General features: G+C 65.9%; 25 protein-coding genes and 1 pseudogene. 13 read left to right on the forward strand and 13 right to left on the reverse strand.

Features of this window, described 5'->3' with window-relative positions; translation table 11 throughout:
• Window positions 1-147: 147 nt before the first annotated feature.
• Window positions 148-1,305, forward strand: a complete 1,158-nt coding sequence (locus tag QW881_RS21705; protein WP_315756583.1) for a GNAT family N-acetyltransferase — start codon at window positions 148-150, stop codon at window positions 1,303-1,305.
• Here QW881_RS21705 and QW881_RS21710 read toward each other — a convergent pair.
• On the reverse strand, window positions 1,283-1,948 hold the full coding sequence (locus QW881_RS21710; RefSeq protein WP_315756534.1) for a DsbA family oxidoreductase: 666 nt from the start codon (window positions 1,946-1,948) through the stop codon (window positions 1,283-1,285). The two genes, QW881_RS21705 and QW881_RS21710, sit on opposite strands and share 23 nt — an antisense overlap.
• A 67-nt stretch (window positions 1,949-2,015) precedes the next feature.
• Entirely contained in the window at window positions 2,016-2,834 is an 819-nt protein-coding gene (locus QW881_RS21715) for a helix-turn-helix transcriptional regulator (RefSeq protein WP_315756535.1), read from the reverse strand.
• Window positions 2,835-2,936: 102 nt separating this feature from the next.
• Between QW881_RS21715 and QW881_RS21720 the strand changes: the two genes are divergently transcribed.
• The 3 genes from QW881_RS21720 (at window position 2,937) to QW881_RS21730 (ending at window position 4,335) form a co-directional block, all read left to right on the forward strand.
• Window positions 2,937-3,161, forward strand: coding sequence for a hypothetical protein (locus QW881_RS21720; RefSeq protein WP_315739917.1), 225 nt, complete (start codon window positions 2,937-2,939; stop codon window positions 3,159-3,161).
• A 32-nt stretch (window positions 3,162-3,193) separates the two neighbouring features.
• Window positions 3,194-3,592 (forward strand): hypothetical protein, encoded by a 399-nt coding sequence (locus QW881_RS21725; RefSeq protein ID WP_315756536.1) that lies wholly within the window; start codon window positions 3,194-3,196, stop codon window positions 3,590-3,592.
• A 125-nt stretch (window positions 3,593-3,717) separates the two neighbouring features.
• Complete coding sequence (locus QW881_RS21730; protein WP_316159035.1) at window positions 3,718-4,335, forward strand: class I SAM-dependent methyltransferase; 618 nt, start codon at window positions 3,718-3,720, stop codon at window positions 4,333-4,335.
• A 26-nt stretch (window positions 4,336-4,361) separates the two neighbouring features.
• Here the strand turns inward: QW881_RS21730 and QW881_RS21735 are convergent, their stop codons facing one another.
• Complete coding sequence (locus tag QW881_RS21735) at window positions 4,362-5,018, reverse strand: SET domain-containing protein (protein ID WP_315756537.1); 657 nt, start codon at window positions 5,016-5,018, stop codon at window positions 4,362-4,364.
• A 139-nt stretch (window positions 5,019-5,157) separates the two neighbouring features.
• The gene (locus QW881_RS21740) at window positions 5,158-5,892 is read right to left on the reverse strand and encodes a TetR/AcrR family transcriptional regulator (RefSeq protein WP_315777518.1); all 735 of its coding nucleotides are present in this window, start codon (window positions 5,890-5,892) and stop codon (window positions 5,158-5,160) included.
• Between the two features lie 109 nt (window positions 5,893-6,001).
• Here QW881_RS21740 and QW881_RS21745 point away from each other — a divergent pair, with 109 nt between their 5' ends.
• The 5 genes from QW881_RS21745 to QW881_RS21765 all read left to right on the forward strand — a co-directional run bounded on the left by QW881_RS21745 (window position 6,002) and on the right by QW881_RS21765 (window position 10,816).
• The gene (locus QW881_RS21745) at window positions 6,002-7,429 is read left to right on the forward strand and encodes a carotenoid oxygenase family protein (protein WP_316159036.1); all 1,428 of its coding nucleotides are present in this window, start codon (window positions 6,002-6,004) and stop codon (window positions 7,427-7,429) included.
• Window positions 7,430-7,545: 116 nt separating this feature from the next.
• Complete coding sequence (locus QW881_RS21750) at window positions 7,546-8,130, forward strand: hypothetical protein (RefSeq protein WP_316159037.1); 585 nt, start codon at window positions 7,546-7,548, stop codon at window positions 8,128-8,130.
• A 25-nt stretch (window positions 8,131-8,155) separates the two neighbouring features.
• Window positions 8,156-8,707 carry a septation protein IspZ gene (locus tag QW881_RS21755; RefSeq protein ID WP_315739924.1) on the forward strand — a complete coding sequence of 184 codons (552 nt, stop codon included), beginning with the start codon at window positions 8,156-8,158 and terminating at the stop codon, window positions 8,705-8,707.
• Window positions 8,708-8,819: 112 nt separating this feature from the next.
• Complete coding sequence (locus QW881_RS21760) at window positions 8,820-9,116, forward strand: hypothetical protein (protein ID WP_315739925.1); 297 nt, start codon at window positions 8,820-8,822, stop codon at window positions 9,114-9,116.
• A 1,181-nt stretch (window positions 9,117-10,297) separates the two neighbouring features.
• Window positions 10,298-10,816 (forward strand): hypothetical protein, encoded by a 519-nt coding sequence (locus QW881_RS21765; protein WP_315756542.1) that lies wholly within the window; start codon window positions 10,298-10,300, stop codon window positions 10,814-10,816.
• Between the two features lie 130 nt (window positions 10,817-10,946).
• On the opposite strand, the gene QW881_RS21770 is transcribed toward QW881_RS21765, so the two are convergent.
• The gene (locus QW881_RS21770; RefSeq protein WP_315756543.1) at window positions 10,947-11,627 is read right to left on the reverse strand and encodes a DUF429 domain-containing protein; all 681 of its coding nucleotides are present in this window, start codon (window positions 11,625-11,627) and stop codon (window positions 10,947-10,949) included.
• A gap of 420 nt (window positions 11,628-12,047) precedes the next feature.
• The gene (locus QW881_RS21775; protein ID WP_315756544.1) at window positions 12,048-13,703 is read right to left on the reverse strand and encodes a fumarate hydratase; all 1,656 of its coding nucleotides are present in this window, start codon (window positions 13,701-13,703) and stop codon (window positions 12,048-12,050) included.
• Window positions 13,704-13,934: 231 nt separating this feature from the next.
• On the opposite strand from QW881_RS21775, the gene QW881_RS21780 reads away from it, so the two are divergent.
• The 4 genes from QW881_RS21780 to QW881_RS21795 all read left to right on the forward strand — a co-directional run bounded on the left by QW881_RS21780 (window position 13,935) and on the right by QW881_RS21795 (window position 16,048).
• Window positions 13,935-14,612 (forward strand): alpha/beta hydrolase, encoded by a 678-nt coding sequence (locus QW881_RS21780; RefSeq protein ID WP_315756545.1) that lies wholly within the window; start codon window positions 13,935-13,937, stop codon window positions 14,610-14,612.
• A 106-nt stretch (window positions 14,613-14,718) separates the two neighbouring features.
• On the forward strand, window positions 14,719-15,042 hold the full coding sequence (locus QW881_RS21785) for a hypothetical protein (RefSeq protein ID WP_316159041.1): 324 nt from the start codon (window positions 14,719-14,721) through the stop codon (window positions 15,040-15,042).
• Window positions 15,043-15,181: 139 nt separating this feature from the next.
• The gene (locus QW881_RS21790; RefSeq protein ID WP_315756546.1) at window positions 15,182-15,661 is read left to right on the forward strand and encodes a hypothetical protein; all 480 of its coding nucleotides are present in this window, start codon (window positions 15,182-15,184) and stop codon (window positions 15,659-15,661) included.
• 162 nt (window positions 15,662-15,823) lie between these two features.
• On the forward strand, window positions 15,824-16,048 hold the full coding sequence (locus QW881_RS21795) for a hypothetical protein (RefSeq protein ID WP_316159042.1): 225 nt from the start codon (window positions 15,824-15,826) through the stop codon (window positions 16,046-16,048).
• 42 nt (window positions 16,049-16,090) lie between these two features.
• Here the strand turns inward: QW881_RS21795 and QW881_RS21800 are convergent, their stop codons facing one another.
• From QW881_RS21800 to flhB, 7 genes and pseudogenes are all read right to left on the reverse strand, one after another.
• A complete protein-coding gene (locus QW881_RS21800) occupies window positions 16,091-16,531 on the reverse strand; it encodes an SRPBCC domain-containing protein (RefSeq protein WP_315756547.1) in 441 nt (146 codons plus the stop codon).
• Entirely contained in the window at window positions 16,531-16,857 is a 327-nt protein-coding gene (locus QW881_RS21805) for a metalloregulator ArsR/SmtB family transcription factor (RefSeq protein ID WP_315756586.1), read from the reverse strand. Before QW881_RS21805 ends, QW881_RS21800 begins: the two co-directional genes overlap by 1 nt.
• Before the next feature lie 59 nt (window positions 16,858-16,916).
• On the reverse strand, window positions 16,917-17,621 hold the full coding sequence (locus QW881_RS21810) for a glutathione S-transferase (RefSeq protein WP_316159044.1): 705 nt from the start codon (window positions 17,619-17,621) through the stop codon (window positions 16,917-16,919).
• 60 nt (window positions 17,622-17,681) lie between these two features.
• A pseudogene (locus tag QW881_RS21815) lies at window positions 17,682-17,784 on the reverse strand (lectin); the annotation flags it as partial.
• Window positions 17,785-17,840: 56 nt separating this feature from the next.
• Window positions 17,841-18,812, reverse strand: a complete 972-nt coding sequence (locus QW881_RS21820) for a Tim44 domain-containing protein (RefSeq protein WP_316159056.1) — start codon at window positions 18,810-18,812, stop codon at window positions 17,841-17,843.
• A 167-nt stretch (window positions 18,813-18,979) separates the two neighbouring features.
• Window positions 18,980-21,547, reverse strand: a complete 2,568-nt coding sequence (gene cckA, locus QW881_RS21825) for a cell cycle histidine kinase CckA (protein ID WP_315756549.1) — start codon at window positions 21,545-21,547, stop codon at window positions 18,980-18,982.
• 155 nt (window positions 21,548-21,702) lie between these two features.
• Window positions 21,703-22,782: a flagellar biosynthesis protein FlhB gene (gene flhB / locus QW881_RS21830; RefSeq protein ID WP_315756550.1), complete on the reverse strand. Its 1,080-nt coding sequence runs from the start codon at window positions 22,780-22,782 to the stop codon at window positions 21,703-21,705.
• Window positions 22,783-22,789 lie beyond the last annotated feature (7 nt).

Consider the following 22,789-nt stretch of genomic DNA (forward strand, 5'->3'; position numbering starts at 1 on the left):
CTTGTCAGCTTTGCGCTAGTGTCGCCCGCGCGGTGCGGGTTGTCCGCGCCGCGAGGGGACCATCGGGACGTGGCCGAGATCATCGATCGCGCGATTGCGACTGCTTCATCGACGGCAAGGGACCACCAGGCCGATCCGCTCGCGCGCGTGCGCGCCGCCGATCTGGTGCCGATCGAGACCATTTCACCGCAGGCATGGCAGGATCTGGCGGAGCGTGCGCGCGAGCCGAACGGCTATTACCTGCCCGGCTGGGAACGCGCGGTGAACGCCACGGCGCGTGGCCGCACCGGAACATCGGCGCTCTGCGCATGGGACGACGATCAGCCCTCGCGTCTCATCGGCCTGATGCCCACGACCTCCCTATGGCATGCCTGCAGGCTTCCACTGCCCGCGCTCACCAGTGGCCATCCCTACGGCACTTTGTGCACGCCGCTGCTCGACGCAGGGAGCGCGGAGCCGGCTGCGGCGCAGATGCTCGACGAAGCGCGACGAACAGGCGCTCGCGCCGTGCTGCTGCGCGACATGTCGCTGGCAGGCTCCGTGATGCAGGCGTTCGACGCGGCCCTTCGTCGCGGCGGCCTGCGCCCGCGCATGCTGCATTGCTATGAAAGAGCCTTTCTCGATGCGACCGGGGACGCCGACCAAGTGCTGCATGACGCGCTCGGCGCCAAGAAGCTGAAGGAGTTGCGCCGCCTGCGTCATCGGCTGGCCGAGCATGGCGCGGTTCGCTTCGAGGTCGCGCGCTCTCCCGGCGACGTCTCCGCTGCGCTGGAGACGTTTCTGGTCCTGGAGGCGAGCGGCTGGAAGGGACGCCGCGGCACTGCGCTGATCCAGCACGACGGTGACGCGGCGTTCATCCGACGCGCGTCACCAGCACTGGCGCAGCACGAGGCTTGCGAGATCATCAGCCTCCTGACGGGCGACACCACCGTTGCCGCGGGCCTCGTATTGCGCCATCAGGACCGCGCCTTCTTCTTCAAGCTCGGCGTCGACGAGCGCTTCGCGAAATACTCGCCCGGTGTCCAGCTGACGCTCGACCTGACACGGCACCTTTGCGCGGATCCGAAGATCAACGCCGCCGACTCCACTGCCGGTCCCGACCATCCCATGATCAACCCGATCTGGCGCGAACGCCTCGTCATCGGCGATGTGCTGATCCCGCTCTACGCGCGCGATCCGATCGTCGAGCTCATTCATGCCGCGTTGACGGCACGACGCGAAGGCCTGGCCATCGCACGTCGCGCGGTGCATGCGATCCGCGCTATCCGAAGGCGCCGGCCGACTACTCAGCCGCCTCGGCGTTGACCTCCGCCGACACCTGCCGGATGGCGCGCGCCAGCATCTGCGGATCCTGCGCGCCGGAGACGGCGTATTTCTGCGCGAAGACGTAGGTCGGAACTCCCGAGATGCCCTTCTCTGCGGCCTCCTGCGCCTGGGCAGAGACCAGCGCCACATCCTCGTCGGTCGCCAGCATCTTGCGGACCACCTGGGCATCGAGCCCACAATCCGCTGCGGCCTGCACCAGCACATCGATATCGGTGAGATCGCCGCCGTCGCGGAAATACAATTCCATCAGCCGCTGCTTCATCTCGGGCGCCTTGCCGATCTCGGCGGCCCAGCGGATCAGGCGATGACAATCGATCGTGTTGGGCTGACGGGCAACACGATCGGGATGATAGCTCAGCCCTTCCTGCTCCGCGGCCGCTACCACGCGGCCCGCGATGCCCTTGTAGGCCTCGACCGATCCGAACTTGGTCGTCAGGTACTGCTCGCGGCTGATGCCCTCGCGCGGCACCCAGGGATTGAGGAAGAACGGCCGGAAATTCACCTCGACCGGGACGTCCGGCACGAGCTCCAGCGCGTCCTCGATGCGCTTCTTGCCGATGTAGCACCAGGGACAGACGACGTCGGAGACAACATCAATGATCAGCGGCTTCAAGGTGCTCATGCGCCTCGCTCCAGGTTCGCTTGCGATCCGCGCAAGATAAGCCTCTGCATCGCCGAGACAAGCGCGGTCACGGCGAGGTAACCATCTCCTTCAGCCTGATGGCCGTGAGCTCATCGGCCGGAAAGAAGGTCTCCAGCGCCAGCTCCGACAACGTGATGTCGACCGGCGTGCCGAACACCATCGTCGTCGAGAAGAAGCTCAGCACGTCGGTCCCGACCCGCAGCCGCAGCGGGATCGCGACGCTGTCGGCCGCGAGCGGCGCCGATCGCGCCGGGAACGGATAGGACTTCAACTCCTGATAGAGCTTCAGCAAATCGGCATCCGCGGTCGCCTCGCATTGCCGGTGCAGCCGCTCGAGCAGATGTCCGGACCATTCGGCGAGATTCACCGTCCGCGCTGCGAGCCCCTCCGGATGCAGCGCCACGCGCAGCACGTTGAGCGGCGGCGCAAGCAGTCGCGGTGGGACGCCTGACAGCAGCGGCGCGATCATCCGGTTCGCCGCGACCAGGTTCCAGTACCGGTCGATCGCGAGTGCAGGGTTGGGCTCATGGGCCTTGAGCACGAGGTTCATCGCCTCGCGCGCGGGCTTGAGCGCCGGATCATCCAGCGGGCGCTGCTGGAAGGCGGGCGCGTAGCCGGCCGCCACCAGCAGAACGTTGCGTTCGCGCAAGGGCACGTCCAGTCGCTCCGCGAGTTTGAGGACCATGTCGCGCGACGGCGCGGCGCGGCCGGTTTCCACGAAGCTCAGATGGCGCGCCGAGATCTCGGCATCGAGCGCGAGATCGAGCTGGCTGAGATGCCGGCGCTGCCGCCATTGCCGCAGGTGCTCACCGACATGAACGGGTCTGGCGCGGTCGGCGCGCGCCGAAGCAAGCTGTGCATTCATGGGCCAAGACCTATCACGCCGACGTCAGCGCCTCCATGACCTGCCAGGTAATCGAAATGCCTCCCGGCGCAGGTCATCGTCCTCACCACAGGAGAGATGACGATGAGCAGGCAGCGCAATCCCGAGACCTTTCCCTTCACCGCAGTCGGCCACTGGCTGGCGGGTCTCGCGACATCGCTGCTGGCGCGCTCGCTCAACCTGCCGGAGCCGCTGCTGCACGTCACGGGCAGCCTCGTCTTCGCGCAGGTCTATGCCATCGAGACAAGGGCAGCACGCTCGCTGCGCCCGGCGCGCCTGCGCCGTCAGCTCCTGGCCTGGTTCCGCTGAACCGCCCTCCCCCCAACCAAAGGAGACCCGACATGATCACCTCGTCCGCCCTGCTCCGCCGCGCCCTGCTCGCCGATGCCGCCTTCAGCGGCATTGCCGGGCTCGCGCTCACATTCGGCGCCTCGCCGCTGGCGGCGCTGCTGCAACTGCCCGACGCGCTGCTGCGCGAGACCGGTCTGTTCCTGATCGTCTACGCGGCCTTCGTCGGCTGGCTGGGCGCGCGGCCGATGGCGCCAAGGCCGCTGATCCTTCTGGTCATCGCCGGCAATGCGGCGTGGACGGTCGGCAGCATCGCGCTCCTGTTCTCGGGCCTCGTCACGCCGAACGCGCTCGGCGAGATCTTCGTCGCGGCCCAGGCGGTGGGCACCGGCGTCTTCGCCGAGCTGCAATATATCGGCTTGCGCCGCAGTGCCGGCACCGTAGCGGTGTGACGCCGATCGGTGATGAGCGCCGGCCATCGTGCTCGCGCGGGCCGGCGCTCCCGCCCCAACCGATATTTGACATGCGCGGCGAATGCACCTTCGGCATAATCGGCGACCGACAGGAGATCGCAGCGATGCCGCCGCAGGTGAGCGGAACGGAAGGCTACGCCGCCGAAGCCGACAGTCTCTTCGCGCGGTACGAGAGCATCCCGTCGGAACAGGTTCATGCCGCCGTGCTTCATCTGCTGCCGAATACGCCCGCACGCGTGCTCGACATTGGAGCGGGCACGGGGCGCGACGCCGCGTGGTTTGCAGGCCTCGGACATCAGGTGGTTGCCATCGAGCCGACCGATGCGCTGCGCGTCGGCGCCACGCGGCTGCATGTCTCACCTGCGATCACCTGGACCGACGACAGCCTTCCGGAGCTCGCCACACTGGCCGCTCGTAATGAGCAGTTCGACCTCGTGATGCTGACCGCCGTCCTGATGCATCTCGATGAGGAGCAGCGGCGACGCGCGCTTCCCAACATCGCGGCGCGGATTGCTCCCGGCGGAATGCTGATCATGACGTTGCGGCATGGTCCGGTGCCGCCGGGCCGCCGGATGTTCGAGATCGCGGCCGAGACGATCGTTGAGCCGGCGCGGCAGCTCGGGCTGACGCTCCAGCTCAACCGGCATGGCGAGTCGCTCGGCGCAGAGAACCGGGCTGCCGGCGTCACCTGGACGACGCTGGCCTTCGGCAAGCCGTCCTGAGAAATCTCGAAAACGAGCTGATCGGCTCAGGCCGCCTTGGCGCGGCTGGTCAGGGTCTTCGCCGGGGTGGATCTGGTCTTGCCGCGATTGCCGGCAGCCGGGCGCCGGGTCTTGGCCTTGCCGCGAGCAGCCTCGCCGCCCGATTTGGCTCTGGCCTTGGGCCGCTGCTTGGCCTTGTCCTTGACGGGCTTCTCAGCCTTCTTCTTCGCCTTCTTCTCGGCCTTCGCCTTCACCCGCGTCCGCTCGGCACGCGCCTCAGCCTTCTGCTTCGCCCGCTTCTTCTCGCAGGCGTCGCATTTGCAGCCGATCGGCTTCAGATAGGCTTTGAAGTAGTCGGTGCCGTAGTCGTAGTTGATCTCCTCGCCCGGCTCGATGTTCTTGATGGCCCGGATGAAGATCTTCTTCTTGCGCGGCTTGACGTCGGACTCGGCGTTCGGCTTGCAGGAATGATTGATGTAGCGGGCGACGTTCTCACGGACCGAGCCGTCGATGGTCCAGCGCTTGTCGAGCTCGAACAGATATTTGTTCTCGATCGCGTCCTCGTCCGCCTTCTTCGAATCCAGCAGCGGACCGAAATAGCGGACGATCTTGGTGCCCTTCTTGATCGGCTGGGTTGCGAACAGGCCGAGCCCCGTCTTGGAGCGGCCGATGCGATAGGGTTTGGTCGGCGGGATGACAGGCATGATCGATGAGAAGAGATGAACCTCGCGAGGCCGCCGTTCTAGGATAATTTGGCGACGCTGTCAGGTGTTTCCGGCCGCCGTTTCGAGCCGTCCCCAGTTTGCGCGGGCCGCAAGCCGCTTTCTCCCGCATTCCTGGTCCTCATCCCGCGACTTGCGCGCCAGGCGGCAGCTTCGACACGGTGGCCTTCAGCATCGCCTCGAGCAGCGATTCGGCGTTGGTGCCAGCAGGCGAGCGGCGCAGGATGTCGGCGAGACGGCCGTCGAGCAGCAGCATCGTGTAGCCGTGCACCAGCGACCAGGCGCGAGCGATCGCGGCGGCCTGATCGAGCGACAGCTCCTCGTTGCCGACCTGGCCTTCGCTGCGTGCGGCCACCGAGCCCGCCAGCCCGGCGAACGAAGCCTCGGCCGCCTCGTGCAGCGACGGCCGCGAATAGTCGAGCCGCTCGGTGCGGAACATCAGCCCGTACATGCCGGGATTGGCCTGCGCATAGGCGACATAGGCGCGGGCGCGCGCCATCGCGCGCTCGATCGGCGTGCCCGGCTGCTCGCCCGCCGCCTTCATCGCGGCGTTGAAGCGCGTGAAGCCGATCGCGGCGAGCTCGCTGACGAGGCCGGTGAGATCCTTGAAATGATGCGTCGGCGCCGCATGCGACACGCCGGCCTCGCGCGCCACTGCGCGCAAGGTGAGTCCGGCGAGCCCGTCGCGCTCCAGCACGCGCTCGGCCGCCTCCAGCAGCGCATCACGCAGAGCGCCGTGATGATAGGGCGTCGCCGCCTCGCCCGCAGTGCCGGCCGCCCGCCGCACCCGCGCCCGTGCCGCCGATGTCGCGATGCGTCGAGGCTGCGCCCGGACCTTTTCAGTCTTGCTCGTCATGAGCCTCCTTATACAAGCAATTTTGACAGCGTAAAGATTTGGCTTGACCCCGCCATGTTCGCCCGCTAGCTTTATCTTTACAACGTAAAGATAAAGTGGAGGAACGACCATGAGCGACGCTACGCCGACGACCGCCCGGCAGACTCGGAAGGAGCGCAGCAATCTCGCGCCGATCCCGTTCGAATGCGACGCGCCGTTCCTCGCAATCACCGGCGAGCTGCCGCGTGAGCTGAACGGCACGCTCTATCGCAATGGCCCCAACCCGCAATTCGCTTCGCCCGGCTCGCACTGGTTCGTCGGCGACGGCATGCTGCACGCCTTCCATCTCGAGAACGGCCGCGCGTCCTATCGCAACCGCTGGATCCGCACGCCGAAATTCGAGGCAGAGCGCAAGGCCGGCCACGCCCTGTTCGGCGGCTTCGGCCGCCGGCTGGCGGACGCGCCCGCCGACGTCACCGATGGCGGCGTCGCCAACACCAACATCATCGCCCATGCCGGCCGCCTGCTCGCGCTCGAAGAGGCGCATCTGCCGACCGAGATCGAGCCGGGCACGCTCGCCACCCGCGGCTACCACGATTTCGGCGGCCGCCTGCGCGGCGCCTTCACCGCGCATCCGAAGACCGATCCGGTCACCGGCGAATTGCTGCTCTTCGGCTACAACGCCGCCGGTCCGCTGACGCCGGCGCTGTCCTACGGCACGGTCGATGCGGCCGGCAAACTGACGCGCATCGATCGTTTCGAGGCGCCCTATGCCAGCATGGTGCACGACTTCATCGTCACGGCCAACCACGTGCTGTTTCCAATCCTGCCGCTCACCGGCAGCATCGAGCGCGCAATGTCCGGCAAGCCGCCTTATGCCTGGGAGCCCGACAAGGGCGCCTATGTCGGTGTGATGAAGCGCAGCGGCGACATCAAGGACATCGTCTGGTTTCGCGGTGACGCCTGCTACGTCTTCCACATCATGAACGCCTGGGAGGACGGCAGCCGCATCGTCGCCGACGTCATGCAGTTCGAGGAAGCGCCGCTGTTTCCGCATCCCGACGGGCGCCCGACCGATCCGGCAAAGTCGGTCGCGCGGCTGTGCCGCTGGAGCTTCGACCTCGCCGGCAGCACCGACCGCTTCACGCAAACCTATCTCGACGACCTCACCGGCGAATTCCCCCGCATCGACGACCGCCGCGCCGGGCTCAAGAGCCATCATGGCTGGTACGCATGCGCCAATCCGGACGGGCCGCTGTTCGGCGCGCTGTCCGGCCTCGCCCATGTCGACGGCGCCGGCACGCGCCAGGCGACGCATCTGCTGCCCGCCGGCGACACCCTGTCCGAGCCGGTATTCGTGCCGCGCAGCCGCGATGCCGCCGAGGGCGACGGCTGGCTGCTGACCGTGGTCTGGCGCGCCGGCTCCAACACCAGCGACCTCGCCGTCTTCAACGCCACCGACATCGGCGGCGGTCCCGTGGCCCTGGTGCATCTCGGACACCGCGTGCCCGATGGCTTCCACGGCAATTGGGTCGGCAGCGAAAATACAAACCATTGATCAGCCTGGATTAATTCGCGATCTCACGAAATTTTGACACTGTCAAGATTTGCTTGACGCGGCGCCGTCCGCGCCCTATCAATCTTGGCAGTGTAAAGATTGACCAGACCAACGCCATGACGATCTTCCTTATCCTTGCGCCCTACGGCGTCTACGCTGCGCTGATGATGGTGGTCTCGGCCACGCTCAGCCTGGCCGTAGCCACGGTGATGTGCCTGGCCGTGATTGCGCTCGACGTCGCCAAGGGACGTTCGATCAAGATCCTCGGCCTGGGCTCGGCGATCGTGTTCGCAAGCGTAGCCGCCTACCTCAGCCTCATCGACCCGACGCTGAGCGCCTCGGCGGTGCGCCTCGCGGTCGACTGCGGCATTTTCGCGCTGTCGCTCGGCTCGATGCTGCTGCGCACTCCGTTCACGCTGCAATATGCGCTCGAGGCGGTCCCGCCGGAAACCGTGGCGATTCCCGGCTTTCTGCGCGCCAATTACGTCATCACCGGCGCCTGGACGCTGTCGGCGCTGCTGATGATGGTCGGCAACCTGATGACGCTCTACGTCCCCGGCCTGCCCTATTGGACCGGCCTCGCCATCGCCTTTGCCGCACGCAACAGTGCACTTTATTTCACGCGCTGGTATCCTGAGTATCGTAAGACGAAAGACATCGCCGCACAGACTGCGGCCGCAATGTCCGGCCAGGATTCGTGACGGGGTGTGCCCCAGGGAGACGTGCGTGAAGGACGTGTTTGCCAAACTGACGGCCGACTTCCTGTCGGCTGCGGTCTTCTTCATCCTGTATATCGCTACCGATAACGTCGTGCTGGCCACGGCCGCCGCGGTCGCCGTCGCGGTGGTCCAGGTGGTCTACGCCCGCGTCAGGGGCGTGAGCCTCAGCTTCATGGCCTATGCCAGCGTCGGCCTCGTCATCGTGCTCGGCGGCGTCACGCTGCTGACCAACGACCCGCGCTTCATGTTCGCCAAGCCTGCGATCGGCCATTTCGCCATCGGCCTCATCATGCTCAAGCGCGGCTGGATGCTGCGCTACGTTCCGCCGATCGTGGCGGAGACCATTCCGGAATACGTCAACGTCGCCGGCTTCGCCTGGGCGGCGCTGATGTTCGCGCTCGGTCTCGGCACCATCGCGGTCGCCATGACCGGCGACATCAAGCTGTGGGTGCTCTACATCACCGTGGTCGCGGGCGGCGCCAAGGTCGCGGCTTTTGCACTGCAGTTCGTCGCCTTCCGCTTCGTGGTCGCCAACCGGTTGCGGGCCGCGCGCGCGTGACGCAACCGATCGCCGTATTGGGCTTATCAGCAAAGATGCGCTATAGGGGCGCCCCGAGGCTTCCTCGAACAGTGCTTCGGGGTGCGGGATGGCAACGCCAGGAGAACGATCGATGGCTGTGGACGGCAACTGGAATCTGACCTTGAATACGCCGATGGGCGAGCGCAGCGCGACGCTGAGCGTGAAGAGCTCGGGCGCGACGCTGACGGGGACCCAGGCCGCGGAGGGCGATTCCGCCGAGATCTTCGACGGCACCGTCAACGGCGACGACGTCGCCTGGAAGGTCTCCATCACCAGCCCGATGCCGCTGACGCTCGACTTCAAGGGCAAGGTCGCCGGCGACACCATCTCCGGCGAGATGGGCATCGGCTTCATGGGCAGCTTCCCGTTCACCGGCGCGCGGGCCTGATCACCGTTCTGAAGGGTGGGTAAAGGCACGCCACGCCGCCGCCGCTTCGTGGCGGCCCCACGCGCGCCGTGCCCACCATTAGCTCCGCAGTGCGCCAATCGACGGTGGGCACGCACCCGCCCCGCGGGCGGACGCTTTGCCCACCCTACGGCAGCGTTTGTCCGGCTCGTTCCGCTTCACATCTCAAACAGCCCGGACACGCGAACGCAGCCTCGCAGCGAACATCGCCCGAGGGATGCATCGACATGTCCCTCTTCAAAATGCAGAGGGCGCAGGGAAGGCCAGGCGTCGGCTGACGCCTGCGGCCCGCCTGCGAGAAAAAATGCAGGCGGCAGGTACCACAGGTGCAGCCGAGAAACGCCCGGCCTTCCCTGCGCGATGGCTTCACGCTTATACGCAGTCTCCCTGGTGCGCCGGCTTGTTGGCCACCATGATCCGCGCGATGCGCTCAGCACCGCACGAACGTGACACCAGCTTCGGGGTGTCAGGACGCTGCGACTTCGCGTCCGCGCCAAGCCGTTCGTCCGCGTATCCGAAGACACGCTGCGGCTCCATCGCGGCCATCGCCTCCCCGCCTCGCGTGTCGTGACGATCGCGCGCAACGCCCCTCCGCAGTGAGGCGGGATGGCGGGATAAAATCACGATTTCGGAAAAATCACAAGCGATTTATTTTTTTTAGAACATCCCCCTTGGAATCGGATCGAACATTGGCCTATGGCCCGTCAGGGAAGCCGCGCCCCCTCATTGAGGTCCGGCCAGCGGGAGAGTGCGCGCACTTGTTTGTATTTCGACCCCTGGCAGGCATCGAAGCCATCAACCGTGAGGCGGGGACTTCCTATATCCATCGCTACGGCTGCCGAAATGGCTCAAGCGGTCATCGTTGCGGTCGCGATCGGAATCTGATTGGATCACCTAACTCACATTCGAGCTAGGAATTGGGTAATCATAGTCCAACCTGCTTCATTGGAACTACAATGAGATATCTCTTACTTCTTTCGGTACTACTTTCCGGTACCGCCGCGGCAGAGGCCGCTCCGCAATCGAGTTGCGCAGCCAAGTTTATCGGTGACTGGCGACACTCAGGCAGTGGCAACAGAGGTACGCTACTCCCTGACGGCAGAGCATTGTGCAGCGAACACCCGGCTTGTGTCCAGGGTACGTGGACCTGCTCGGGAAACGTATTGACCTATACGAACAGCGCGGGGACATGGAACTACACGCTCGAGCCGGACGGAAAGTCCATGTCCACGAATGGCGGCGCCGCCACCGCTGTCCGCATCGGAGCGGTACCGGCAAACGCTCGTTCCCGGGATCTTGGCTCTGCAGCGAAGAATGTGACCGCTGACATTCTCGGCGTGGACAGAACGCAGCCGAATCCGGCAGCAACTCCCATTACCAAGCCCGTTGCCGAGCCACCATCAAGCGTAGTTCGACCGCCGCGGACAGTCAGTTCGGCCCCACAATCAGATCCAAGCCAGTGCGTGGTAGAGAAGGCGTGGCCGAAAGCTCCTGGGGTCAACTGGTACAGCCTGAAGAACAGCTGCAAGCGGCGGGTGACGTTGGATTATGACGACTGCGACCTGAATCTCAGCACGAACATGGTTCAGTGCTCAACAAAGACGCTCCCTCTTGCACCACGCAGCGAATTCGGCCCGGTGCCCAACCACAAGCACCCGCTCAACGCACGCGATTTCCGCTAGCAGCATCTCGAAACTCGACGGCCTAGCCCTATGCAGGGATAAGCGGAAACCCGTCCGTTGATCGCTTACCCCATGTACGCCAGCCCTCCGCGCTGAAGCAGATGTGGGACAAACTTGGCCGGGCCGCGCCTCAAAACCAGATCTGCATCGGCACGCCATGCGCGTCGCGCGGCGCAGCTTCTTCCGGTACGCAGCCCGCGCAGTCGCGAGCGGCCAGCGCGACCGCGCAGGCGTCGAGGACGTCGTCGGGCTTGGCACCGGTGCCGATGCGGGCGCGGGTCATCCAGTCGTCGATGGCGGCGAAGCCTGCAGAAACTAACACGTCGCGCCGCAGCCTGGCGCCATGTTCCGTCTTCTTTGACGGCAACGGCGCGCCGTGGAGGCGCAGGAACACTAGCTCGGGATGCACCTCGCGAATATCGCGATCGAGATGCGCGCGCACGAAGGCGTCAATCTCCATGATCTTGCGGCCGAGATGCCAGAGCTGGCGCGAGGCGCGCTTCTGCCCGCGCCGTGAGGCCTCGATATTGGCCTCATCTGGGTCCTTGTAGTTCCCCCACAGCCAGCGCCGCGCGCCGGTGAACACGCGCGAGCGATGCGGCGCGAGTTTGTCGCGCGCGAGCTTGTCGCAGGTTCTGTTGCCGTCGTCGGTCATGCCGATGGGGATGTCGATCGCGGCGCGGGTAAAAGGAGCCGATAGTGCCGTCGAAACGTCGGCGGGAAAGGCGATGTCGCGCCGGTCGCCTGCAATCGACACCGCGACCCAGCCGCGGGAGAAGCCGTCGAGACCGATGATGCGGTTGGCGTGCATTACATCAGACTACCAGTTGCTTCGTTCAGCATCGTGCTCCTCTTGCCACGAACGCACGCTGAGCCCCACGGTAGTCGGAGCCGAGCTGGCCCCACAACAGCAGTGAGCTCCCCTCCCCCTTGCGGGGAGGGGTCGGCGGTGGGGGTCTCCGGGCGCTGAACGCTATGGGCGCGCATACACATCAACCACCAAACTATCGAGAGAGCGAGGTCGCATCTCGCTGCGTTTCCTCGCCCATCAGATAGAGCGCGACTCGTGGACCCCCACCCCCCAACCCCTCCCCGCAAGGGGGAGGGGAGCGCACCGTCGGCGTGCGAATTCGGTTGCCACGCTACGCACTCAGGCGAGATGGGCCTCCCCCATACACCAACGGCCGGGATCGCTCCCGGCCGCCGCAACAAACATCACGCCCGCCTCACCTCAGCCGAGGTTCAGCTCCTTGAAGAAGTCGTTGCCCTTGTCGTCGATGATGATGAAGGCGGGGAAGTCCACCACCTCGATGCGCCAGATGGCTTCCATGCCGAGCTCGGGATATTCGACGACCTCGACCTTCTTGATGCAGTGCTCGGCGAGGTTCGCCGCGGCACCGCCGATCGAGCCGAGATAGAAGCCGCCGTGCTTCTTGCAGGCCTCGCGCACCGCCGGCGCACGGTTGCCCTTGGCGACCATCACCATCGAGCCGCCGGCCGCCTGGAACTGGTCAACGAAGGAATCCATGCGGCCCGCGGTGGTCGGGCCGAACGCGCCGGAGGCGTAGCCATCCGGAGTCTTGGCCGGACCGGCGTAATACACCGGATGGTTCTTGAAGTAGTCCGGCAGCGGCTCGCCACGGTCGAGGCGCTCGCGCAGCTTGGCATGGGCGGCATCGCGCGCCACGATCATGGTGCCGGTCAGGGACAACCGCGTCTTGATCGGGTTCTTCGACAGAGTGGCGAGGATGTCCTTCATCGGCTGGTTGAGGTCGATCTTGACGACCTCGCCGCCGAGCGCCTGCTCGACCTCCGGCAAATACTGCGCCGGATGATGCTCGAGCTCCTCGAGATAGACGCCGTCCTTGGTGATCTTGCCGAGCACCTGGCGGTCGGCCGAGCAGGACACGCCGAGACCGATCGGCAAGCTCGCGCCGTGACGCGGCATGCGGATGACGCGGACGTCATGGCAGAAATACTTGCCGCCGAACTGCGCGCCGACGCCGAGCGACTGCGTCATCTTGTGGATTTCCTGCTCCATCTCGAGATCGCGGAAGGCGTTGCCGTCCGGGGAGCCCTGCGTCGGCAGCGCGTCGAGATAACGGGCGGAGGCGAGCTTCACCGTCTTCATGCACAATTCAGCCGAGGTGCCGCCGATCACGATCGCCAAATGATAAGGCGGGCACGCGGCGGTGCCGAGCGTCAGGATCTTCTCCTTCAGGAACGCCAGCAGCCGGTCCTTGGTCAGCACCGAGGGCGTCGCCTGGAACAGGAAGCTCTTGTTGGCCGAGCCGCCGCCCTTGGCCATGAACATGAACTTGTAGGCGTCCTCGCCCTCGGCGTAGATCTCGGTCTGCGCCGGCATGTTGTTGGCGGTGTTCTTCTCTTCATACATCGACAACGGCGCGACCTGCGAGTAGCGCAGGTTCCGGCGCAAGTATGCGTCGCGCGCGCCTTCGCTCAGCGCGGCCTCGTCGTTGCCGTCGGTGATGACGTTGCAGCCCTTCTTGCCCATGATGATCGCGGTGCCGGTATCCTGGCACATCGGCAGCACGCCGCCGGCGGAGATGTTGGCATTCTTCAGGAAGTCGAGCGCGACGAACTTGTCGTTCGGGCTGGCCTCCGGATCCTCCAGGATGCTGCGCAGCTGCTTCAGATGGCCGGGGCGCAGGAAGTGGTTGATCTCGCCGAACGCGGCCTCGGACAGCGTCCGCAACGCGTCGCGCGACACCACCAGCATGTCGCGGCCCAAGACCTTCTCGACCCGCACGCCCTCGGCCGTGATCTTCTTGTAGGGCGTGGTGTCCGGCCCGAGCGGAAACAGCGGCGTGTGCTTGTAGGGCGGGACGGGCTTGGACTGGTCGGGGAAAGCGGTGGGCGCGTTCATGGAAGACTCGTGGGTTGAAGGGCCGGAAAACGCCTGTCCGAGGCACCCGGCGATAGAGCCGTTCTAAGCCCTTTTTGCGGAAAAGAAAGCTGCCGGACTGCGGATGGCGCCCATGCGGCTGGTCCGCAGCGGGGGGGCCAGCGAGCCCAGGCGGGGGCTTGACAAGGCTGATAGCCTGCAAGGCGAGAGCTGATCGAGACACGCTTCGACATCACATCGCGGAGGATCACCATGGCGACTTTTGTCCTCATTCCCGGCGGCTGGCGCGGCGGCTGGTGGTATGCCCCGCTCGCGGCGCGTCTCTGCCAGGCCGGTCATGCAGCCCATGCGATCACCCTGAGCGGGCTCGAGGAGACGCCTGCCCTGGGCGCGCGCATCAACCTCGAGACGCATATCGCTGACGTACTGGAGTTGTTGGCGGTCAAAGATCTCTCAGGTGTCATCCTCTGCGCGCACAGCTATGGCGGCATGGTGGCCTCGGGAGTCGCGGATCGCGCGCCGGAGCGGCTTGCCGCGCTGATCTACCTGGATGCGTTCGCGCCGGACGATGGTCAGGCCTGGTGGGATCTTGCCGGGGACGACTATCGACGGCTGGTGATCGCGCAGGCCGGACATGACGGGCTCACGGTGCTGCCGCGCGACGGGGTCGATCGCCGGTGCCGGCCGCATCCGCTCGGCACTTTCGTGCAGCGGCTTCGTCTGACGCGCCCTCATCCCGAGCTGCCCCGCGTCTTCGTCTACGCGACCGGTTGGAGTGCGACACCGTTTACGGCGCAGTACGAGCGTCTGCGCGGTGATCCCGCCTGGACCGTGCGCACCGTCGCCTGCGCCCACGACATGGTGAATTTGGCGCCTGGTGAAACGTTCGAGGTGCTGATCGAGACAGCCCGGCAGATCGCCTCGGCGTGAAGCCGCGGTTCGACGCCGTCACGAGCGAACGGCGAAATGAATTGAACCAGGACAGCACCATGCTAAACCTAAAGCTGTTGATCCATCCATTTGCGCCTGAGGTATCATGAAAAAGGGTCTGTTCATTGCAATCACTTTCGCCCTAAGCCTCGCGACCATGCTCCCCGGCAGCGCCGGTGCGGTCGGTCCAGGTTATTTGTGCGGCGGCCTTAACGGCAACACCTGCAATTTCGGCCTGTTCTGCGACCTCCCGGCCGACCATTGTGGCCAGGGGTTCGTCCTAAGGGGCGTTTGCCGGGTCAAGCCGCGGGCCTGCCCTCGCATCTACAGACCGGTCTGCGGCTGCAATTACCAAACCTATAACAGCGACTGTCAACGCCTGGCCGCCGGCGTACAGCTGATGCGTCAGGGCCGCTGCTTATTCCAATAGACCGATCGCGCCGCTTTCGCCGACATCTGACTGCGTCTCCCGACTCGTGTCACACGCGCGATGATCTTGTGCGGAGGCAGCGCATCGGCGCTTGCGTGATCTCCTCGCGCCGGGTTCAATGGCGCGGGGGGTATTCGAAATGCGTTCGTATCATTGCTCATTCGGCCGGGCGGCCCTGTTTGCCATCGTGTTTGCTCTGGGCGCGGCTCTGCTGCCGCAGCCCGCGCGCGCCGATCGCTGTGACGACCTCGCCAAGGAATTGAAGAACGGCATCGACGGCATCAAGATCGGTCAGACCGCGGCCGGCACCGTCTATCTCGCCCACCCCAAAGCGCGCGAGCTCACGCTCGGCTGCTCGTCTAAGAACTTCAGCAATCAATTGTTCGGAAAAACCGACCGCAAGCCGCCGCCGGCCTTCATCGACCTGATGGCGAGCGCGGCGGCGATCGTGTTCACCTTGCCGAAGGACGACATGCAGCGCGGCGTCACACGCTGTTACCGCCGGCTCGGGATCTTCCGCGGCGACGACGTCGCCAGCCGCTACCGCCGGCTCGACATGCGTTGCGCCCGGACCAAGACCGAGTCCTCGATCACGATCAGCCGCAGCAAGGACCAATAGGCCCGCGTGACGCGATAGCCCTGTCGTTTCTGCGCCGGCGGCAGCGACCCGTTCACTATTCGCCGCGCCACCGACAGTTGCAGACAATTCGAGCGATCTGGTTGACGAAGTTTTCGTCAGGGATGGCCACGCTCATCGCAACACCAAGCGAGGAGCTGGACCATGTCCGTTTCGAGCGTTTCGTCGTCATCGCCGCCGCCCTCACCGCCGCCGGTCTCGACCGAGACGACCAAGCCGCAGACCCAAGACACGCAGACCCGGAATCGAACGCAGCAGAGCCAGGCCTTCAAGCCCGACAAGACCGGCGACGAAGCGGCCGCTGAAAAGCAGGCCTCCCGTCCGCCGCTGCCGCCCGGCCAGGGCACGCGCGTCGACATTCTCGCCTGACGATCCCACACCCTCAGGCCAACTTCGTATAGCGGCGGCGCCTCAGGCATCCGCCGCTATACGTGTGATGGCATCGCCGATCCGACTCCACCCCTGTCCCATGATGTCGAACTGAAACTTGTTGCCCGGGAAGACGAAGCCGTCATGGACCATCCGCAGATGCGTGCCGCCCTCGACCGGCGTCAACGTCCAGGTCACGACGCTGTCGAGCCGTAAGCCGTAGGCCGGGTTGGAGTCCGAACCGCCCTTCCAGGAATAGCTGAGCAGATGCGGCGGCTCACAGGCGAGCACCTCGCAGTGAACGACGCCATCCCAGTCGCCCACCGGCTTGGTGCGGAAGGTGAAGCGATGCCCGGTGGCCGCGACGAAGTCGTTCGGCATCAACCATTTCGCGATCAGGTCGCTCGTGGTCAGCGTGCGCCAGATCTTGTCGGGCGAATGGGGCAGATGCTTCTCCACCACGATCGCATGCGTCTCACCCATCACTCGGTCTCCTTCAACAGTGCCTCGAGGCCGGCAATACGCTCATGCCAGAATGCGCGGTAATGACCGAGCCAGTCGACCAGCGGCGCCAGCCCCTTTGGCGCGACGCTATAATAGTTGTGGCGGCCGTCGCGCCGTTCGCTGACCAGCCCGGCGTCGCGCAGCGCCTTGAGATGCTGTGAGATCGCCGGCTGCGACACGCGCGAGCCCTGCACCAGGCCCGTGGCCGCCACCTCCCCCTCGCGCGCGATGCGCTCGAACACGGCCCGCCGCGTCGGGTCGGCAAGCGTCTTCATGACGGATGTCAGCTGGGCTTCGACGATCATGCCAGATGTATAAGCCAATGCTTATACATCGTCAAGCGCGGCGCCGCAGGGCTTCGCCTTCACGCATCCAGCGCCTTGTAGTGGCGGAAGATGCCGTCCTCGTTGAAGGCGATGCGGCGCTCGCTGGCGAGATAGGCTGAGATGTTCGGCCTGCTGGCGACGCGGTCATGCAGCGCGACGAGGCTCGGGATGTTGCGCTCGAACGCCATCATGCGCTTCGGGAACGCGTAGCGCAGGCCGGCGACGATCTGGAACAGCGACAGGTCGACATAAGTGAGCCTGCGCCCGGTGACGTAGGCGCCACCGCTTTTCGACAGGAGCTGCTCAAAATAGCCGAGGAATTTCGGCACCCGCTCGCCCCAGAATTCGGCGGTGCGCTTCCTGGCCGGCGCACGCTGGTCCTCGTAGTACAGCGTCGGCCCCAGCGGATGATGCGTGTCGTGGATCTCGACGACGAAGTCGGTCACGGTGAGCTGCAATTGATGCACCCAGAGCTGGCCGGCTTCGGCCTTGGGCGCAAGGCCATGGCGGCTGCCGAGAAACAGCAGGATGTTGGCGGTCTGGCCGATGACGCGGCGGCCCGCTCTCAGGAACGGTGGCGCGAAGGGCGGCGTGTCGCTATCCTCCTCCATCATCGCCGTCATCGCACCGATGCCGTCCTCGCGCGCGACGTCGCGATAGGCGGCGCCCGCCTCCTCCAGCGCGAGACGCACATATTCGCCGCGCCCCTGGATCATGGGCCAGTAGTAGAGCTCGTAACGCATGGGCCATCCTCGCAGTGATGCGCCCACACGTTAGGCTCGGACAACGCAACGGACGCAGTGTTAGTTCGCCGCGAAGCAGTATAGCAGCCCGTCACCGCCCGTGCGCTTCAGATCGGCCTGGGAACAGCCGCCATCGGGCCCACGAGAGATGGGAATTGTTCCACAAGCAAAGGCGCCGCGGATTGCTCCGCGGCGCCTGATGAGGGTCTCAAGTCAGGCTCAGCTGACCTGCTGGATTCCCGATAGCTGCCAATCGGCGCCGGCGTGGCGCAGGAAGGTCCAGATCTCGGTGACCTCCTGCGGCTGGTCGGAGCCGTCGACCACCCGGCCCGAGGCGCGCTCGATGGTCTTGTCGGCCAAGGTGAAGCGCATCGCGACCGTGGCGTAGTCCGCGCCATTCTCGCGCCAGGCTTCGGCGAGGTCGCCCTGCAGCAGCTTCACGGCGCTGACCTTGTTGACCACGCCGCGGGCCTGGTTCTGCTCGAGATCGCGCTCGAAATACGAGGCCATCTCGGGCGTCGACAGCAGCCGCAGGCGGCCGACATCCTCGTTCGACCAGGCGGACTGGATCTCGCCGAGCAGCCGCTCGAACGACTCGTAGTCGGCCGGCAGGATCTGCAGCGGCGGCGTGTTGCTGCCACCGCCGAAGCCACCGAAACCACCAAGGCCGCTCAGGCCCGAGCGGAGGCTCGGCTGGCCGTCGGTGGGCGACGGCGCCGGGCCGGCGGCATAGGCCGGCTGGTTGCGGCGCTGCCACCAGGCCATCGCCATGCGCACCAGGAACACCACCAGCAGGACCTGGAGGATCAGGCCGATGATCGAGGCGAAGCCGCCGAGGCCGGAGAAGAGCCCGCCGCCGAACAGCATGCCGAACAGGCCGGCACCGAGGAAGCCGGCAGCGAGGCCGCCGAGCAGGCCACCCGCGCGGCCACCGAACAGCCCGCCACGCGCGGGCGCGGCCGTGTTGAAGCCGCCGGGCTGGCCCGGCTGGGTGATGGTGCGGTTGAATTGCGACGCCGATCCCGGCGCGGTCGAGGTGGGAGGTGGCGCGGAGAAGGTGCGCGTGCCGCGGGAGCCCGAGCTGGAGCCGCCGCCGATCCGGGCGTCGGCCGCCGAGACGGCGAGCACCGTCGGCAGCGCCAGTGAAAGGGCCACGGCCATCGCCTTGAGGAGGCCGCTTTTGCGCTGCATGAAGCTCATCTGTGTTTCCCATAACTCCCCGGAATGGGGATGCCTGTAAGATGGGCACAACCGGCGAAAAGGGAAGGCGGCACGAGGCCGCGCGGCTGCGGCGCTGGGTCGCGGGATGAAGGCGCTCGGCCGCCTTGCCAAGGAACTTCCCAAGGAACTCCGGTAACCTATTGTGGCGCCATGGTTTCCTTGACCGCCGCCACGAGCTGGCTGAGCGTGAAGGGCTTTGGCAGGAACGCGAACTGCTGGTTCTCGGGTAGGCTCTTCTCGAACGCATCCTCGGCATAGCCCGAGACGAAGATGATCTTGATCTCCGGATTGCGCTCGCGCATCGCCTTGAGCAGCGTCGGTCCGTCCATCTCCGGCATCACCACGTCGGACACCACGAGATCGAGCACGCCATCGCACTCCTCCAGCGCCTCCATCGCCTCGACGCCATTCGACGCCTCGATGACGCTGTAGCCGCGCGAGCGCAGGCCCCGCGCGTTCAGCGCCCGCAGGCCCTCCTCGTCCTCGACCAGCAGGATGGTGCCCTGCCCGGTCAGGTCGGCGCGCGGCTTTGACGCTTCCGCTGCGGCCGGCTCCTTGGCGGCGCCGTTGGCCGCGTGCGGCTCGGCCTGGACCTCCGGCACGACGATGTGCCGCGGCAGGAAGATCTGGAACGAGGTCCCCTTGCCGACCTCGCTGTCGACGTAGATGAAGCCGCCGGTCTGCTTGATGATGCCGTAAACGGTCGACAGCCCGAGGCCGGTGCCCTTGCCGACCTCCTTGGTCGAGAAGAACGGCTCGAAGATCTTTTCGCGGATCTCGGCCGGAATGCCGGTGCCGGTGTCGCTGATCTCGATGCGGACGTAGTCGGCGACCGGCATGCCCTTGTAGGCGGCCTGCGCGACCTCGTCGGCCGAGACGTTGGCGGTCCGCACCGAGAGCTTGCCGCCATCGGGCATCGCATCGCGGGCATTGACCGCGAGATTCACGACCACCTGCTCGAACTGCGAGACGTCGACCTTGACCGGCCACAGGTCGCGGCCATGCACGAGGTCGAGCTTGACCTTCTCGCCGATCAGCCGGCGCAGCAGCATCGTCAGGTCGGACAGCGCGTCGCCGAGATCGAGCACCTGCGGCCGCAGGGTCTGGCGGCGCGAGAACGCCAGCAGCTGCCGCACCAGCGTCGCGGCGCGGGTCGCGTTTTGCTTGATCTGCATGATGTCTTGGAACGACGGGTCGGTCGGCTTGTGCGCGTTCAGCAGGAAATCGTTGGCCATCATGATGGCCGAGAGCACGTTGTTGAAGTCGTGGGCGATGCCGCCGGCGAGCTGACCGACCATCTCCATCTTCTGCGACTGGTTGATCTGGTTCTCCAGCGCGCGGCGCTCGGTGGTCTCGAGCAGATAGACGATCGCAGCTTCCGTCTCGCGCTCGTCCTCGTCGACGGCGGTGACGAAGAACTGGCCGAAGCGCTCCTTCGCACCCTCCAGCATCACCTCGACCGGCGGAATGTCCGCCTGCCCTTCCGAGGCCTGGTTGATCGCCGCGATCAGGAGATGCCGGTCGCGCTGGCTGACGGTGCGGAAGATCGATTTCGCCGCAGCCACATCGCCGCTGACGCTCTGCGCCAGCTTGGCATAGCGCGCATTGGCCCTTACGACGGCGCCGCCGCGGTCGACGGTCGCGATCGCCATCGGCGTATGGTCGAAGAAGCGCATGAAGCGCACCTCGGCGGCGCGCTCCGGATCGGAGCGCTCGTCGCGGGCGCGGCTGATGACCAGGGTGCGCGAGGCGCCCGGCTTGCCGTCGGCGCCGAAGGCGAGCTTGTGGTAGAGCCGCGCCGGCATGGTCTTGCCGCCGCGCATCTTCAGGTCGATGTCGAACACCTCGGTGCGGACCTCGCCGGGCACCGCCACGATCGAGGTCAGCAGCGACGCGCCGTCACCGGAGACGACGTCGGCGAGCTTCAGGCCGCCCGAGCCGATCTCGGCGAGATCGTAGTCGAGCCAGTTGGCGAGCGTGGCATTGACGTAGACGAGGCTGCCTTCCGGATTGACCGAGAAGAAGCCGCACGGCGCATGGTCGAGATATTCGATCGCATGCTGCAGCTCCTGGAACACGTCCTCCTGGCGTTCGCGATCCCGCGTGATGTCGGCGATCGACCACACCGCGTAGCGGGCGTGGCGCTTGGTCTGGCCGAGCGGACGCACGCGCATCCGCAGCCAGCGCCCCTGCGCGCCTTCGGCCGCAGTGATGCGTACCTCCTCCTGCTGCCGCTTGCCCTCGCGCGCCGCCTTGAGCAGGCGGAACACCGCTTCGGAGACATCGGGATTGCCGATGAAGACACGCTCGACGGGACGCGCCTCCTGCGCGGTCGCCGCTCCCGTCATGTTGAGATAGGCGGCGTTGGCGTAGACGACATGGCCGCGCGGATCGGTCACCGCGAGGCCATCGAAGGCGTGATCGGCGATCGCGCCCAACACCGGATCGTCGGTCGACTTGTCGGCGAAGCGGACGATGCCGGCGGCGAACGCGAACAGATTGAACAGGCCGACGGTGGCGAGCAACGACAGCAGCCCGAGAATGTAGGGCTGCGCCTGGGCGCGGCCGATCGTCATCAACGCGATCGCGACCGCGACGAGGCCGAACGCCACCAGCAGGATCAGCAGAATGCTGCCGCTGCGGCGCGGCCGCTCCGGCAGGCCCACCTGATCCTGTAACCCATCGTTGTCGGAATCGGCGCTCATGGCTCGGGGACGCGACCTGTCGGCTGGGAGCCCCAGCCCGTTCGCGCGGCTCCCCCTTCCACCTGCCTGAATCGACGGGTCAAGCGCAAGCCCGTCAAGCCGATATTCCATGATTTATCCGTATTTTGCGGTCCGTCCGGGGACCGAATCGGTTGTCATCGCGGGCGCCCCGAGAGGTTGCGCCGCAGCCCCATCACGTAGCCGATGATCTCAGCGACGGCGTGATAATGTTCCACCGGGATCTCCTCGTCGATCTCGACCGTGGCGTAGAGCGCGCGCGCCAGCGGCACGTTCTCGACGATCGGGATGTCGTGCGCCTTGGCGACCTCCCGGATCTTGAAGGCGATGTTGTCGACGCCCTTGGCGACGCAGACCGGGGCCGACATGCCGCGCTCGTAGGACAGCGCGACCGAGTAGTGGGTCGGGTTGGTGATGATCACGGAGGCCTTTGGAACCGCGGCCATCATGCGCTTCTTCATGCGCTGCTGCCGGATCTGCCGGATGCGTCCCTTGACGTGCGGGTCGCCTTCCGACTGCTTGAACTCCTCCTTCATCTCCTGCACCGACATCTTCTGCCGCTCGTACCATTGCCGATACTGGAACAGGTAGTCGCCGATCGCGACCAGGGCGAGCAGCGCGACCACCGAGCCCATCAGATGCGTGGTCAGCGACATCGTGACGCCGAGCAGCTCGCTGACGTCCATGTGCAGCAGCGATTCGAGGCGCAGCCGCTCCGGCCACAGGATCATGACCATGACCGTGCCGAGCAGCACGAGCTTGAACAGCCCCTTGGCGAAATTGGCCGCGGCCTGCTTGCCGAACAGGCGCTTGGCGCCGGCCAAGGGCGAGATCTTGCTCAGGCTCGGCTTCATCGGCTCGCCCGACCAGACCAGGCGATGCTGCATCATGTTGCCGGCAATCGCCGCCAGCATCACCATCAGAATGGGCACGCCGATCGCCGCGATCACGGCGAACGACAGGCTGCGCGCCAGCGCCAGCAGGCCGGCGCCGTCGGTCTGGATCATCCAGGAATTGGCGATCAGGTTGCGCATCGGCACCAGCACCGCGGTGCCGATCGAGCCCGAGAAGGTCGACATCACCAAGGTCGCGGAGGCGATCACGAACCAGGTGTTGAGCTCCTGACTCTTGACGACGTCGCCGCGCTCGAGCGCCTGGTCCAGCCGCTTTTGCGTCGGGTCTTCTGTTTTGTCTTCGGAATCGGCCTCATCGGACATCGATCGG

Source organism: Bradyrhizobium sp. SZCCHNS3016 (assembly GCF_032484535.1).
Lineage (GTDB): Bacteria > Pseudomonadota > Alphaproteobacteria > Rhizobiales > Xanthobacteraceae > Bradyrhizobium.